Genomic DNA, 15526 nt, shown 5'->3' with positions numbered 1-15526 from the left:
GGAAAATCTCGCCTTCCGGTCCGGATAGGCTCCCGGGAGCTGGAGGAGGCCCGTTGCTGATCGACCTGACCGACGCCGACCCCGCGACGTGCGGCGGCAAGGCCGCCACGCTCGCCCGGCTGCTGCGAGCGGGCCTGCCGGTCCCACCTGGTTTCGTGGTGCCGACCGCCGCTCACGCGCGGGCGGACGAGGGCCTGTCCACCGAGCTGATCGACGAGATCGCGCGGGCGCTGCCGCGGCTGGGCAACGGCTACCTCGCCGTGCGATCGTCGGCGACCAGCGAGGACACCGCCCGCGCCACCGCGGCGGGGCAGCACGACACCTTCCTGGGCGTGCGGGGCATCGATCAGGTGGCGGACGCCGTCCGCGGGTGCTGGTCGTCGGTGTGGTCCGAGCGGGCCGTGGAATATCGGCGTCGGCAGGGCGACACGCGGTCGCCGGCGGTCGCGGTGCTGGTGCAACGCCTGGTGGACGCGGACGTCGCCGGGGTGCTGTTCACCGGCGACGACATCCGGATCGAGGCGTCCTGGGGGTTGGGTGAGAGCGTCGTCGGCGGGCACGTCACCCCGGACTCCTGGACGGTCTCCGGTGGCGACATCACCCGCCGGTCGCTCGGTACGAAGGAGACCCGGATCGACCGCACTGTCACCCGCGAGGTGGACCAGGCCGACCGGGATCGCCTCTGCATCACCGACGACGAGGTCACCCGACTCGCTCAGCTCGGTCGGCAGGCAGCCGACCTGCTGGGCGGCCCGCAGGATGTCGAGTGGGCGATCGCCGACTCCCGGATCTGGATCCTCCAGTCGCGCCCGGTGACCAGCGCCCTCCCCGCCGCGCCCGGCGGCGACGAGAGCGCGGCCGACGGCGACGAGAACGCGGCCCGCACCGGTACGCCCGGAAGCCCTGGTCTCGCCACCGGGCCGGCGCGGGTGGTGCGCGGCCCCGACGACTTCGCCCGGGTGCGGCCCGGTGACGTCCTCGTGTGCCGCACCACGGATCCGGCCTGGACCCCACTGTTCGGCGTGGTCGCGGCGGTCGTCACCGAGACCGGCGGGCTCCTGTCGCACGCCGCGATCGTCGCCCGCGAGCTGGGCCTCCCGGCCGTCCTGGCGGTCCCGGACGCGATGACGGCCCTGCCCGACGGCGCGCCGGTGCGGGTGGACGGAAGCACCGGCCGGGTCGTCCTCCTGGATTCCTGACCTGGGGGACGACCGACGCCGGGCGGGCCGCTGGCACCGCCGCCGTGCCGGGCGGGCCGCTGTCACCGCCGGCCGCGCCGGGCAGGCCGCGGCGGCCGGCGGTGTGGGCGTGGCTACTCGGCCGGGGCCGGGAGCCGATGCCGGCGGATCAGCCGCTGCCCGATGAAGGTCCGCCAGACCCGGTCGGCGACCGTCGGTTCGACGATCCAGAGCCGGCGCTGCGCCTCGGCGAGGGTGAGCGGCGCGTGGAAGAGATCCAGGAACAGCCGGCTGCTGCGGTTGAGGGCGAACACCTGACCGTCGACGCGGCGGAACAGGTGCCGGTCCGCCGGCAGGTCGCCGGGGACGCCGTCCTGCTCGTCGGAGCGGATCCGCCGGTACGCCTCCCAGACCTGCTCGTCGTCGCGGTCCACGAACGAGCCGTTGGCGAGGAACTCGGTCTGGTCGTCGGTATCGTGGCGGACCCGGTCGTGGGCGAGGACGCCACGCACCGCCGTGCCGTAGCGGTCGTGGTAGAAGAACGTGTGCGGGGTGTCGGTGGCACCCAGCCACGGCCGGTGGTAGTGCCCGGGGTTGAGGCCGGCCTTGGCCTGCGCGATCTCGGCCTGCGCCGCCTCGGTGACCGGCTCGTCGAATTTGAGCATCCGGACGATGTCCGAGCCCTCCACCGGCCGTACGTTGGTGATGCCGAACCGGTCCGGCTCCTTGGCCACGATGGCGCCCGGGGTCAGCATGAAGTCGCCGAGCCCGCCGAGGGTCCACAGGTCCGGGTTGTCCCGCAGGAAGTTGACGCTGTCCAGCGCCTCCTCGCGGGTCTCGGTGGGGAACCCGGTGAAGCCCATCATCTGCACGCCGATGTTGGCCTTGGTCATCGCCATCATGGTGCGCCGCGCCTGCTCCGGCTTCGTGCCCTTGTCGATCAGGTCGAGGACCCGCTGGTTACCGGACTCGAAACCGACCGAGATGGCCACACAGCCACTGCGCCGCAGCAGCTCGCAGCGCTCGTCCGACCAGTACTTCTCCAGCCGGATCTCGGCACCCCAGCGGAAGTCCAGACCGCGCTCGACGACCCGTTCGGCGAAGCGCAGGATCGTCGCGGGAGCGAGCACGTCGACCGAGAAGTAGATGAACTTGGCGAACTTCGACAGCTCGGTGACGTCCGCGATCATGGTGTCCACCGTGTCCTGCCGCCACGGGCTGGTGGGGCCGTCGGTGTTCAGGCCATAGTCGCAGAACGTGCACTTGTTCCAGTAGCAGCCTCGGGTCGGCGAGTAGTAGACGAACCGTTCCGGGCTGAGATAGAGGTCCCACGGCAGGCCGGAGAAGTCCGGCACCGGTATCTGCGCCAGGCGTTCGTAGCGCAGGGGCAGCTGCCGCTGACGACCGTACTTCGGGTGCAGCCGGACGTTGGGGTGCCCGGCCGGCAGGGTGCCGGTCTGCACCGCGTCCAGGATCTCCGTGTACGCGCTCTCCCCCTCCCCGACCACGATGGCGTCGAAGTCGGCGAGCACCTGGAAGACGTACTCGGGTTTGCTGGCGCACTTCCAGACGTCGGAGATCTCGGTGCCACCCGCGATGAGGAAGACGTCCGGGCAGGCCCGCCGCACGAGTCGGGCGATCCAGAGTGCGAACGGCAACTGCCACTGGTAGGTGACGCTGATCCCGATCACCTGGTTTCCCCCGGCGGCCAGCCGGGGGATCAACACGTCCTCGTAGTACGGCTGGAAGGGCCGGTTGAGCCGGGCGAGCAGCGCCTCGTCGGTCAGCGCGGCCACCGAGCCAATCGAGATCATCGGCGGTGGGTGCAGCCGGAAGCCGGCGTGGAACTGCCCGGGGAACCCGACCGCGCCGAGCGCGTCCATCCAGGAGATCACGCCGTCGACGGCATCCTGGTAGTGCCGGTAGTCGTAGAACAGGGTCGGGTCCTGCAACACCCCGATCGACCGGCGCAGCCGCTCCGGATCGGGGTCGGGCAGGCCGAGCTGGTTCGCCCGGGCCATCAGCGCGTCCGGGCCGCTGAGGTCGTCGGTCGACAGCCGGGACAACTCCCGCCGCAGCCACTCGTACGCCGACGGGGTGTACGAGTGGTGGAACGCCTCGATGTTGGCGTCGATGATCTCCGCCGGTCGGTGCCCCTGTGCCCGGGCGTACGAGTCGAGGTAGTTCAGGGAGTGGTATCCCGAGGTGGGATCGGTCAGCGGGGGGTAGATCAGTGCCGCCTTCACCGTGCCGCTCATCGACGCCTCCTCAACCGATCCGGGCCGCGGAACCGGCCAGGGTGTCCTCCTGCGCCCGGGTGGCCACCGCCGGCAGTCGCGGGGCACCGAACGCCTTGACGTACGCGACGAGCGGTTCGGCCGCGTAACGGAACGCCGCCAGGTCGACGAAGCCCCGGTCCCACGCCGCCGCCTCCAGCTCGTCGACGGCACAGCCCCACAACCTCGCGAAGTACGTGTCGACGACCTCGGTGCGGAAGTGCAGCCGACCACCCGGGCGGCGGAGCCCCGTCGTACGGGGCACGAGCGTGTCGTTCAGCGACGCCGCGGTGGCCGCGACCTGTCGCGCCGCGGCGAGCAGCGCGGGGGTACGCAGCGGCGCCGCGACCATCCACAGCGCCAGGCTGCGGTACGGCGTGGTGCCGAACGCCCGCACCAGCACCCGCAGCACCGCCTCGTGCGCGTCGAGACCCCGTTCGGAGTCGGTCAGCCAGTCCCACCCGGTCGGCGGCGCGGCGCAGAGCCCTCGCCGGCGGGCCACCTCGCGGGCGTGGTCCTCGACCATGGGGTCGGCGATGTCGACCTCGGCGAGCCCGGCCAGCACCCCCCGCCGGTGCCAGGCGGGCGACTCGGGGTGCAACAGCATCAGCACCGCGGCGGCTTCCCGGTCGCTGACCCACTGCCCGCCGACCGATCCTCCGGCGAACCGCGACCGCCAGCTGTCGAGGAAGCGGGTGTGCAGGTTGTCGATCGGCTGGTCGTCGGCGTGTGCCGGGCACAGCTCGGGCGCGTTGTCCGCCGCCATCGACAGCAGCAGCCGCGCGTCGGCGCCCTTGGCGTCGCCGGGGTCCCGCCGGCGCCACGTCAGGAACCGGTCCAGCACCGCCGCCGCCTCGGGTGGCGCGCTGCGCTCCAGTGCCCGGTACGACCGCCGCCGGAAGGGCAGGTCCCGGCCGATGTCCAGCAGCCGGACCGCCTCGGCGTCGCTGAGCACGCCGGCCGCGACGGCGCGACGCAGCTCGATCCGGATGTTCACCAGCGGGACGCTCATCGCGCGGTGGCCCTCCTCGGCGGGCCCGTGCACCACCGCCACCTCGTCGTCGCCCGTGACGACCCCGTCACGGTAGAGCTGGAACACCTCGCCCACGCCACGCATCCCGAACGGCCACAGCTCGGCGGCGCGCAGCGCGCCCATGCTGGCGGCGCCGGCCACTGTCACGCCACGGTCGAGCAGGTCGAGGATCTCCCGGTGGCGCACCGGCGGGTGTTGCAGGAAGAACCCGTCGATGACGAGGACCCGGTCGCCGGGGCCGACGTCCAGGCGGAGCAGGTCGCCGTGCGCTACGGGTGGCAGCACCACCGCGTCGGGCAGCAGCCGACCGACCTCGTCGGTCGGCAGGCTCGGACCGATGAAGACGACGTCAGTCACGGGGCACTCCCGGTCGGATACTCAGGGCCCGCTCGTCGAACATCCGCAGGCCGGGGGCGAACACCTTGCTCACCGGAATACCGATGTCGTCGTGCGTCAGGTCGACGCTGAACGGTTCGACGCCGGTGACCCGCTGCACCCGCGACGCCAGCTCGCGCAGCACCTGGGTCACGTCGCCCACGGGTGGCGAGTCCCGACGGATCGGCCGGACGGGCCGGTCGACGGTGGGTGGCGGCACCGGCGGCGCGCCGACGTCGTGGTAGGCGGTGGCGTCGATGTCGTCCCGGGCTCCGGAGACCATGACCAGCCGCGACTGGGCCGCCTCCGACATGGCCCGACCGACGGCGATCTCCGGGTCGACGTGGCAGCCGAAGCCGCCGAAGGTGACCGGCAGGTCCTCGGACCAGATCGAGGCGGCGTAGCACGGCACGCCGACGGCGTTGGTGATGTCGCAGACCTCCACCCAGCAACCGGCCCGCAGCAGCGCCTCGTGCACGGTGCGGGTCATCGCGTTGGTGGCGGTGCCCGGGTCGGCGTAGGTGCGCTCGGCCAACGGCGAGGTGCAGTACGGGGCGATGCAGTCGCGTTCGACGACCTCCAGCAGGGCGTGCAGGCTGGCCTCGGCGAAGGTGTTCCCGGTGGCCAGCCCGTTGCTGCTGGGGGTGAACAGGGCGCGGTCCCAGCCGCGCCGGATGGTGAAGTCGAGTTCGATGGTGGCGCGGGGCACCAGGCACCGCGCACCGGTCACCAGGCCACGGCCGGCGACCCAGTCGAGTTCGACGGCGGGGGTCAGGGGTGACCGTTCCGCCAGGTGCAGCCACCGCACGTCGTACGGCAGGTCGAGCGCCTCGGCCGGGGACCGGACGACGGTCCCCGGCCGGAGGTTCTCGGCATGCCAGGACTCAATGCTCTCCATGACCGCGCTGACCCGGGCCTGCGTCGCCGTGGCGCCGGTGCCGACGCTCACCGCCATGGTGGCTCCGACCGGCCGGTAGGCGACGTGCACCGGTAGGCCGATCTCGTCGAGCCGGGTGATGTCGGCGACCCGGGTGATCCGGAAGCGGTCGAGCATGCCACCGATCCGTGCCCAGGTCTGCTCCACGGTGGCCGTCCGGTAGGTGCCGGATCGGAACGCGATGCTTTCGGTCGTGTCAGTCATTGAGGCTCCCGGCGGGGGGTCAGGAACTCAGAGGATGAGGACGGCGATGATGTTGACGTTGTTGTCGGCGATCGGGGCCACACCGCCGGCGACCGTCTCCAACTCGGCCTCGGTCAGCTCGTTGAGGTCGACCAGCGGCACCTCGGGCACGTGCAGCACGTGCAGGCCGGGCGTGCCGGCCCAGTCGGCGACGATCTGGTCCTTGGTGTAGAGCGTGGCGGGCTGGGCGCGGTCGACCTCGACCCGGGAACCGGCGGCGACCGGCAGGCCGGCGGCCGTCGCGTAGCCGGTCGGGTCGGCGAGGAGGCGCTGCAGTTCGTCGTCGCTGCGCCACACCGCGGTGACCAGTTCCGAGTACTTGGTCACGAACCTCGCGCCATATTCCTGGTCGTCGTTGCTCATCGTTCGGTCCTTTCCTCGGGATCACTGAGGCGTTTATCGCTGTGGCGAGAACGTTACGAAGATCGAGGTTCGACAATCAATGACTGCCATCAGAATCTGCCGCGCCGACCGGTGGGCGGCAGACATCGGTGTCAGGTGCAGCAGCACGGGCAGCAGCAGGCACAGCTGGGGTCCAGGCCGGCGACGACGCTGTCCAGCTCGTCCTCGGCCAGCTCCGCCTGGGCCACCGGCTGCAACGACGGCACGAACAGCACGAACGTGCCGGTGGTCCCCGCCGACCGCCACGACTCGACCTGCGCCTCCAGGTCCGGATCGGCGTCGGCGACATCGCGGACCACCCGGACCTGCACGTCCTCGGACAGATGCAAGCCGTAGCCGGCGAGGAACCCCCGCGGGTCCCGGTCGAGCGCCTGCTCCTTGACCGGGTCGGCCCAGACGTCGGCGACCAGCCGGCTGTACGCGGCCACGAAGACCGCTCGATCGACAGGTGTCACACCCTTGCTCCCTTCGACGGTCGACCGCCGGCGGCGGCGACAGGCAGCGCGGGAGGTTCCGGGCCGCCGATTTCGCTTCATCGTGGGCCACCGGCGGATCCGGTCCGCGCAAAGAGTGGGAATTTCATCGAATGTGGCCGCGAAAAGGTCGCGCTGCGGCGAAAGCCGGGTAATTGGGAATCGGCGGCAGGCGGCGGCGAGCGATTCTAATGATTGTGACCACTGTGGACAAGTAGTAATTCCTCGCCTGTCACCCGCGCGGCTTTCGCACCTACGCTGCGATCGGCGGACCGCCTCGGAGTGACAGCGGTTCGACGGGGTGCCGTGTTCCGTCACCGAGTGCTGCCGGAGGCCATCGTGACCATCGACCAGGTGACGACGACGCCCGGCGGCCCAGCCGGGTACAGCGTGGAGGAACTCGCCCGCAAGGTGGGGATGTCGCCGCGCAACATCCGGGCCCACCAGGCCCGGCGGCTGCTGCCCCCGCCGGTGCGGCGCGGCCGGACGGCCCTCTACGACGACTCCCACGTCCGCCGACTGGACGCGATCCTCGCCCTCCAGCGGCAGGGCTTCAACCTGGTGTCCATCGAGGCGATGCTGGGGGTCCGGGCCAGTGACGAGGCGCCCGACGGGCTGACCGCGATGTTGCAACGCCTGACCGCCGACCGTCCCGCGCTGGCCCACGCGCTGACCCGGCACGGGGTGATCGGCCGGACCACCGACGGCACCGTCCGCACCGTCCGGCCACGACCGCTGCGCGCCGCCCTGGACCTGCATCGGGTACGCGTGGGCACGGTGCCGGCACTGCAGACCCTCAGCGAGGTGCTGGACAGCCTGCGACCGGTGGCCGACGAGTTGGTCGCCGCCGTCACCGCCCGCCTGCTGACCCTCGCTCCGGAGCTGGTCCGCAGCGACGCCCGGTCGTCCTGGGCCGAACTCGACCGGGAGACCCTGCTGCTGACCCAGGGCGTGGTCAACGTGCTCACCGAGGCGTTCCGGCTCGCCGTGGAGAACCAGTCGGAGGCGCACGTCGCCGAGTTGCTGGAGAACCACCTCGACACGGACGTGTGCCTGGAGGACAGCACGGTCATCGACAACGGCTGACCGTCAGCTCGTCGCGGGCTGCCCGTCCGCGTGCCGGCTCGGCACCACGGCGTCGGGCCGCTCCGGTTCGGTCAGCAGCTGCCGTCGCGCCAGCCGGTGGAACAGCCCGTCCGAGTCACCCATCAACTCGTCGAAGGTCCCCCGCTGGACGATCCGCCCCGCGTCGAGGACCACGATGGTGTCCGCCGTACGCACCGTGGACAACCGGTGGGCGATGACCACCCGGGTGGCGGCCAGGGCCGCGGTGCTGCGGCTGACCACCTCCTGGGTCCGGTTGTCCAGCGCGCTCGTCGCCTCGTCGAGGTAGATGATCCGGGGCAGGGGCGCCAACGCGCGGGCGATCAGCACCCGCTGGCGCTGCCCGACGGAGAGCGTGCCGCCGCCGAACGGCACCATCGTGCTCATCCCCATCGGCAGTGCCTCCAGGTCGTCGGCGAGGCCGGCCATCCGCGCCGCCTCCCAGACCTGGTCCAGTCCGAAGCTGCCGGCGCCACAGATGTTGTCGCGTACCGAGCCGGCGAAGAGCTGGCCATCCTGCAGGACCACCCCGCACTGCCGGCGGACCGCGTGGACGTCGAGTTCGGAGAGGTCCTGACCGTCGTAGAGCACCGCGCCCTGCTGTTGGCGTTCGAAGCCGAGCAGCAGCCGCAGCAGTGTGGATTTTCCGCAGCCACTCGGACCGACGATGGCGACGAACTCACCCGGGCGGACGTGCAGGTCGATGTCGACGAGCACCGGTGGCTCGTCCGGCTGGTAGGCGAAGGTGAGCCGGTGCAGCGCGACCTCGCCGCGCAACTCACCCGGGTCCACCCGGTCCGGCCGCGCCTCGGGTTCGGCGCGCAGGATCTCCCGCAGGCTGCCCAGCCGGGGCACCGCCGCGATCACCTCCACCCCGGCCGACACCAGCACCAGCAGCGCGCCGAGCAGCATCGCGAAGCCGACGTTGAGGATGAAGAAGTCGGCCGGCGCGACCCGACCGGCGAGCGGTCCCATCAGCACGGCGAACAGGACGAGCTGACCCGCGATCGGCAGCACCGTGCCGAAGGCGACCAGGCCCGCCTGGCTCTGCCGGACCCGTTGCAGCGACGCGCGGGCCGTCGCGGCCACCTCCGACCAGCGCGCGTGCGCCCGGGTCTCGGCGGCGGCCAGTTTGATCTTCACGATGCCGCCGAGCAACTGGTTGGTCATCGCCGCCGCCCGGTGCTCGGCGGGCAGCGCGGACCGTTGCTGACGGACGATCAGGACGGCGAACGCGCCGAAGGTCAGCATGGTGACCGCGACGATCCCCGCCCCCCACAGCCCGAGCACGGGCTCGACGAACAGGAGCATGCCGAGGGTCACCGCGACGGTCGCGGCCGCCGAGACCAACTGCGGCAGCAACGCGCTCAGTGCCTCACCGACGAACGAGATCCCCAACATCGAGTTGGCGATCTCACCGCTGCTGCGACCGGTGAAGAACCGGGCCGGCAGCCGCATGAGCCGGTCCCAGATCGCCAACTGCGCGCCGGACTGCAACCGGCCGTCCAGGCGCAGCAGACGCAGATTTTGCACCACGCCGACCAGCCCCGCGACCACCGCCGCGCTGAGCATCAGCGCGACGAAGCCGATCAAGCCGTTCACCTCGCCCTGCCGGGCCAACTGGCCGAGCACCTCGCCGGTGGCCAGCGGCACACCCAGGCCCAGCAGTGCCACGCAGGTGGCGGCGAACAGCAGACCCCGCACGTCGCGGGACGCACCGACCAGCCCGGCCCGCAGCAGGTGGCGCATCCGCGCGGTCGGCGGTAGCGGCGCCTGCACCTCGGTCGCCTCGGCGGCGAACGTCGCGGCCACCGTCGCGTCGATCGCAGCGTGGGCGCGGGTGTCCGGGTCGACGTGGTGGTACCGGCCACGGCGGAACACCAGCGGCACCGCGACCGCGTGCTCCGGATCGGCACCGCCCCGCCACCCCACCAGCGGCCCCAGGTCCCGCCGCCACCAGCGCTCCGGCAGCCGCACCTCGCGCAGGAACAGGCTGGACGCCCGGGTCACCGCGTGCACCGCCGCCCGGTCGTCCAGCGGCGCGCGACTGCGGTCGGCTGGCTCGTTGATCGGGCTGCCCATCCCCTCGGTGACCACCCGGAGCACCGAGGCCGCCCGCCCGTACCTGTCGAAGCCGGCCTCGGTGTCCGGAACCGGCACCGCACCGCCGGCGCCAATCACCCCAATCGACCGGCGGGCCGCCGCGGCGAGCACCGCCGCGTCGGTCTGCCGGCGACGCCGCACGGCGCTCAGCAGGGCCGCGTCGGCCTCCTCGATCCGGGTCTCCACCATCCGCAACAGCCGGGCCACGTGCTGGTCGACGGCCGAGCGGAGCTGCCCGTTGACCAGCAGGTCCCAGCTGCCGTGGCTCTCCACCGCGCACGGCGACTCGGCCACCACCCAGTCCCGCTCGGCGACCAGCAGCAACTCCCGCTCCCCGGACATCTCCGCCGGGCCACCGTCGTTGCGGCGCAACTGCCCACCGGCGCTGCGCAGCCACCAGGCGCCGCCGGTGGAGGTGAGGGCACTCCCCTGCGCCAACGAGATGATCTCCCGTCCACGCAGGGTGGACGCCTCCCGGGGCGCCTGCCCGCGGCGCAGCGCGTCGGCGATGGTGACAAGCACCAGGTCCACCGCGGCGACCAGCTCCGTCGCGGCGGTCCGGGCCCGCAGCGTCGCCCCCTCGTCCGGCACGCGGCCGAGCCGGACGTGCCGCTCCAGCAGGGACAGGTGCCGCCGGGACAGGCCGCGCAACTCCGTGTCGGGCAGCGGCACCAGGATCAACTGCCACGCACCGATCGCGGTGGACGTCGGCACCAGGCCACCGGCCGGCAGCCGGGCCACATGGTGCCGCCGCGAGGGGCTCATCCCGGCCCGACGCACCGCGAACAGGTCGGCCTCGCCCCCGGTCACCAGCCAGCCGGCCACCGGGCCGTCCAGGCGGCAGACCTGGCGTACGCCGTCCGCGCAGAAGCCGATCAGGCCGCCGGCCGGGAAGTCCTGCACCGCGCCACTCATCAGCGTCTCCTCGGATCGTCGTGGTCAGTGGTCCCGGACCAGGCGCGCGTACGCCCCGTCCTGGGCGACCAGTTGCTCGTGGGTGCCCCGCTCGACCTCCCGACCGCCGTCCAGCACGACGATCAGGTCACAGTCGCGGACCGTGGACAGCCGGTGGGCCACGATCAGGCAGGTCGCCCCCCGCCGGCGCAGGTGCCTGTCGATCCGGCGTTCGGTCTCGGCGTCCAGCGCACTGGTGGCCTCGTCCAGCACCAGCACCCGGGGGTTGCGCACGAGCGCTCGGGCAATCTCCAACCGCTGCCGCTGGCCGCCGGAGAAGTTGCGGGCGTTCTCCCGCACCGGGCTGCCCAGGCCACCCGGACGCGCCGCCACCTCGTCGTAGAGGCACGCGTCGGTGAGCGCGCCGACGACGTCCTCGTCGGCGACGGTGAGGTCCCACATGGTGACGTTGTCGCGGACCGTCCCCTCGAACAGCCGTTGGTCCTGGTCCACCATGGCGACGGTGGCCGCCCACAGGCCGTCGTCGGCCGCCGTCCGCTCGACGCCGTCCACGGTGACCCGGCCGGTCCAGGGACGGTAGAGCCCGGCGACCAGCCGACCCACCGTCGACTTGCCGCTGCCCGACCGCCCGACGAGCGCCACCCGGGCACCCGGCGGCAGGTCCAGGCTGAAATTCTCCAGCAGCGGACGGCCCAGCGGGTTGTAGCCGAAGGTCACCTCCTCGATGCGCAGGTGCCCCTCCATCGGGGTCATCGGCTGGGCGGGTCGGTCCGGGGCTACCGGCAGCGGATACCGCTCCACGTCCCGCAGCCGGTTCAGGTCGGCGCTCATGTCCTGCAACCGCGAGCCCAGCGCGGTCAGATTGCCCAACGGCCGGTTCATGGCTGCGGCCAGGCTCTGCATGCCGACCAGCACGCCGACGCTCATCGCCTCCGCCACGACCTGCCGGCTGCCCAACCCCAGCAGCACCGCGGTGGTCCCCGAGGCCAGCAGCGCCGGCAGGACCGAGAGCACCGCCGTGGGTACCCCCAGCCGCTGCTGTCGCGTCGCGACGGTGGCGTGGCGCGCCGCGAACCGGGCCACGGCGCGTTCCTCCTCACCGCCGGCCTTCACCGTCTCGATCATCTGGACCGTGGTGTACACGGTGGTCACCAGCTTGCTGCGGTCCGCCTGGAGGCCGGCGACGGCTGTCGACCGGGTCGAGGCGACGTAACGGAGCACGCTGACGTTCAGCCCGGCGAGCACCACCGCGCACAGTCCGAGCAGCAGGTCGTACTGGCAGAGCAGTGCCCCGTACGCCAGCACCAGGCCGGTGTCCACCACCGTGGTGGCCGTCCGGCGGGTGAGCACCTCGGCGACCACCTCGTTGCCGCGGACCCGCTGGCTGAGGTCGGCGGCCTGCCGCTGGTCGAAGAAGGTCGGCGGCAGCCGCAGCAGATGTCGGAAGAACCGGGCGGCGCTGGCGAGGGCCAGCGCCGTCTCCGCGCGTACGGTCAGGCGTTGCTGAAGCAGGCTGGCCAGGAAGGTCAGCACGGTGGCCACCGCCACCGCCGCCACCAGGCCGGCGAACGCGGCCCGATCCTCCTGCAGCAGCACCCGGTCGACGAAGACCTTGGCCATCACCGGGATGGTCAGACCGACCACGGCGATCAGGAGGCCGAGCAGCAGCATCTGCGCGATCGCCGAGCCCGGGCCGCGCCACCGCTCGGCCAGCGCCCGCACCAGCCGGTAGCGGGTGCCGCCGGGCCGGAACTCCGGGCCGGGCTCCATGGTGAGCGCGACGCCGGTGAACGCGCCGTCGAACTCCTCCCAGCTCACCGCGCGGGGGCCGGTGGCCGGATCGTTGATGAAGACCTTGCGGCCCAGCCCCTCCAGCACCACGAAGTGCTCGAAGCGCCAGAACAGCACCGCCGGCAGCGCCACGGTGGCCAAGTCGGCCAGGTCCATCTGGAAACCCTTGGCCACCATCCCGTACCGGCGGGCGCCCTTGAGCACGGTGGCCGCGGTGGAGCCGTCCCGGCTCACCCCGCACACCCGGCGCAACTCCTCCAGGGGCACGTGCCGACCGTGGTGCGCGAGCAGGATGCCCAGCGCGGCGGCACCACACTCCACCGCCTCCATCTGGATCAGGGTGGGCGTGCGGACCCGTCGACGCCGGATCCGCGGGATCTCCGGCACGCCGCTGACGGCGGTCGTCGGCGCGCTCATCGGCGCAGCAACCAGTCGATCGGGTGTTCCCGGTCCACGGTGAACCAGGCGGTGACCTCGCTCGCCGAGTTGAGCTGGAACGGCGGCGGGGACTTGGTCCAGCGCAGGCCCCCCGGTGCGACCGGGTCGGGCTCCAGGGCGACTGTCACCCGCACCACGCTGCCCCGGGCGAGCAGCCGCCGGACGTCCGGCCCGGTGCCCAGGAAGGCGCGCAGCGACGCCTCGGTCTCCGGGAACGCGCCGACCGTGGTCACCTGGCCGGCCAGGGTGCCGAACACGTTGCGCGGCGCGGCCGCGGCGGCCACCTCGACGGACACGCCGGGTTGCAGCAGCGGCGCGGCGACGGCGGGGGCGTAGACGACGGCCTGCAACGCGTCCCCGGCGGTGTCGAGCCGTTCCAGGTCGGCCAGGTGCGTGCCCGGGGTGACGATCTCGCCCTCGGAGACCAGCCAGGCGACCACGTACGCGTCACCCGGCGCGGTCTCCACCCGCACCCTGCCGTCCGCCGTGCGCAGACTGTAGAGGGGGGTGCCCTTCGGCACCCGCTGGTGCGGTGCCGCCCACACCTTGGTGACCTGACCGCTCTCCAGCGCGTCGAGGGCGGAGATCCCGTTCGAGTGGATCAGCACCCCGGCCGCCTCCACGGTCCGGGGGACCACCGTGCGCACCGACCAGACACCCGCGGCGACCACGACGATGACCAGCGCGGTGGTGGCCAGCCAGTTCGGCACCGTGGTCAGCCGGACCGCCCGGTCCAGTTGCTCGGGCGCCTCCAACTGGCGCAGGGCCTGCCGCCGGAACTTCATGGCCGGCCCCCCGCCCCGGCCGGGCCGGTGGCGCAGCGCGAGCCGAGCAGGAAGTCGGCCACGCTCGGCTCGACAAGCGGGTCGATCCCGGACAACTCGGCGAAGGCCTGGGAGTCTCCGGCACCGAGGGCGCACGGCGCCAACCCCATGGCGGTGGCGACGAGATACATCTGCTGGGTCAGCACACCCGCGTCCTTGAGAATCATGGCGTAGCTCATCCCTTCGTACTTCCACATGAGCCGCTGCACCCGGGCGGTGACCACCAGGACCGTCTGCGGCGGCCGGGGCAGGGCGCCGGCCGCCCGGGCGTACGCCAGCAGCCGGTCGGCGGCCGGGCCCCAGCCGGCGACCGGCTCCAGCCGGTGCCCGACCGCGTCGTAGTGATAAAGCCCGGGATCCAGCCCGGCGCAGCGCGCGACCAGGGGATAGATCTCCAGCTCGTAGACCCCGCCGCCGCCCGGGTAGGGCCGCTGGCCGACCTCCTGCCCGCCGGCCTCGCCGACGGCGCTGGTGTGCTGCGACCGGTGCAGGAACTCGGCCAGCCGTTCCAGGGGCAGCGGCGCGGCGTCGTCGTGTTCCCGCACACTGCGCCGGTCCGTGACGACCTGACTGAACGCGGGATCCGCCTTGGCGATCGTCGCCAGGTCCGGCAGCGGCAGCTCGACAGCCCGGCCCCCGTCGTACGGGCGGCGCAGCGGTTGCGGCGCGAAGCGCTCGCGCATCCGGTAGGTGCCACCCACCGGCAGCGCGTGTCGACCGGCCCGGGAGCGGTGGTGCAGCCGCAACTCCTCCGGCGACCAGTAGGCCAGCGGCGCGTCGTCGCACTCCGCCTCGAACTCGGCGTCGGTGACCAGGATCCGGGCGGTGGCCAACTCGTCGAGCACCCGGCCGGCAGCCGCCGCCGACACGCCGAGCGTGCGGGCCACCGCGTCGGGTCCGACACCCGGCGCGGCGGCGGCGAGCACCGCGCCGAGGGCGGCGTCGGCGCAGCCGACAACGAGGGTGCTCAGCGGTGACGCGGCCACCAGCATGCCCCGTTCGTGCTGGAGGGCGGCGAAGCGGGAGAGCCGGTAGCGGACCCCGGGTGTGTGCGGGCGGCTCTCCGGCTGACTGCCCCGACCGAGGCCGGTGGGCACCAGGTCGAGCAGCGGCCGGTCGTCGACCTGCAGGCGGCGCTCCAGCCAGGAGTGGGCGAGCAACCGACGCAGCAGCAACTGCGCGGGCAGTACCCGGCTCTCCCCCTCCAGCCCGCTGATCAGCCGACCGACCTCGACGTCGTTGACCCAGTCGGCGGCGAGCCGCAGCAGCAGCGCCCGCCGGCCCATGCCCGGTTGCTCCAGGGTGAGCTGGAAGCGGGTCTGGCGCAGGGTCAGCGAGCCGTCCTCACCGAGCCGCAGTTCGGCGTCCCGGCGCAGCCGGTACGACTCCTGCACCGGCGGACCGCTGACGGTGCCGCTCACGGCGACCGCCGAC

11 protein-coding genes are annotated in these 15526 nt (G+C 72.8%); 2 read left to right on the top strand and 9 right to left on the bottom strand.

Annotation, left to right across the window (positions count from 1 at the left end):
- Positions 1-53: 53 nt before the first annotated feature.
- On the top strand, positions 54-1199 hold the full coding sequence (locus tag AB0B14_RS15275) for a PEP/pyruvate-binding domain-containing protein (RefSeq protein ID WP_357522785.1): 1146 nt from the start codon (positions 54-56) through the stop codon (positions 1197-1199).
- Between the two features lie 113 nt (positions 1200-1312).
- On the opposite strand, the gene AB0B14_RS15270 is transcribed toward AB0B14_RS15275, so the two are convergent.
- The 5 genes from AB0B14_RS15270 to AB0B14_RS15250 form a co-directional block, all read right to left on the bottom strand.
- Positions 1313-3436 (bottom strand): radical SAM protein, encoded by a 2124-nt coding sequence (locus AB0B14_RS15270; protein ID WP_357079224.1) that lies wholly within the window; start codon positions 3434-3436, stop codon positions 1313-1315.
- Positions 3437-3446: 10 nt separating this feature from the next.
- On the bottom strand, positions 3447-4844 hold the full coding sequence (locus AB0B14_RS15265; protein WP_357522784.1) for a TfuA-like protein: 1398 nt from the start codon (positions 4842-4844) through the stop codon (positions 3447-3449).
- A complete protein-coding gene (locus tag AB0B14_RS15260; RefSeq protein WP_357079231.1) occupies positions 4837-6003 on the bottom strand; it encodes a YcaO-like family protein in 1167 nt (388 codons plus the stop codon). Before AB0B14_RS15260 ends, AB0B14_RS15265 begins: the two co-directional genes overlap by 8 nt.
- A gap of 27 nt (positions 6004-6030) precedes the next feature.
- On the bottom strand, positions 6031-6405 hold the full coding sequence (locus tag AB0B14_RS15255; protein WP_357079234.1) for a class IIb bacteriocin, lactobin A/cerein 7B family: 375 nt from the start codon (positions 6403-6405) through the stop codon (positions 6031-6033).
- A 131-nt stretch (positions 6406-6536) separates the two neighbouring features.
- The gene (locus AB0B14_RS15250; protein ID WP_357522783.1) at positions 6537-6899 is read right to left on the bottom strand and encodes a hypothetical protein; all 363 of its coding nucleotides are present in this window, start codon (positions 6897-6899) and stop codon (positions 6537-6539) included.
- Between the two features lie 324 nt (positions 6900-7223).
- On the opposite strand from AB0B14_RS15250, the gene AB0B14_RS15245 reads away from it, so the two are divergent.
- Positions 7224-8003 (top strand): MerR family transcriptional regulator, encoded by a 780-nt coding sequence (locus AB0B14_RS15245; protein WP_357079240.1) that lies wholly within the window; start codon positions 7224-7226, stop codon positions 8001-8003.
- Between the two features lie 3 nt (positions 8004-8006).
- Here the strand turns inward: AB0B14_RS15245 and AB0B14_RS15240 are convergent, their stop codons facing one another.
- From AB0B14_RS15240 to AB0B14_RS15225, 4 genes are read right to left on the bottom strand one after another with little or no spacing between them, the layout of a single operon-like run.
- The gene (locus tag AB0B14_RS15240) at positions 8007-11039 is read right to left on the bottom strand and encodes an ATP-binding cassette domain-containing protein (RefSeq protein ID WP_357522782.1); all 3033 of its coding nucleotides are present in this window, start codon (positions 11037-11039) and stop codon (positions 8007-8009) included.
- Positions 11040-11063: 24 nt separating this feature from the next.
- Positions 11064-13247: an NHLP family bacteriocin export ABC transporter peptidase/permease/ATPase subunit gene (locus AB0B14_RS15235; RefSeq protein ID WP_357522781.1), complete on the bottom strand. Its 2184-nt coding sequence runs from the start codon at positions 13245-13247 to the stop codon at positions 11064-11066.
- A complete protein-coding gene (locus AB0B14_RS15230) occupies positions 13244-14053 on the bottom strand; it encodes a hypothetical protein (RefSeq protein WP_357079249.1) in 810 nt (269 codons plus the stop codon). The genes AB0B14_RS15235 and AB0B14_RS15230 overlap by 4 nt, the downstream gene beginning before the upstream one ends.
- Positions 14050-15513, bottom strand: coding sequence for a SagB family peptide dehydrogenase (locus tag AB0B14_RS15225; RefSeq protein ID WP_357079252.1), 1464 nt, complete (start codon positions 15511-15513; stop codon positions 14050-14052). Before AB0B14_RS15225 ends, AB0B14_RS15230 begins: the two co-directional genes overlap by 4 nt.
- Between the last annotated feature and the right edge of the window lie 13 nt (positions 15514-15526).

The organism is Micromonospora sp. NPDC049171 (genome assembly GCF_040648275.1).
Taxonomy (GTDB): Bacteria; Actinomycetota; Actinomycetes; order Mycobacteriales; family Micromonosporaceae; genus Micromonospora.
The sequence above is the reverse complement of the archived record's forward strand: the minus strand, read 5'-3'. Positions and strand labels throughout refer to the sequence as shown.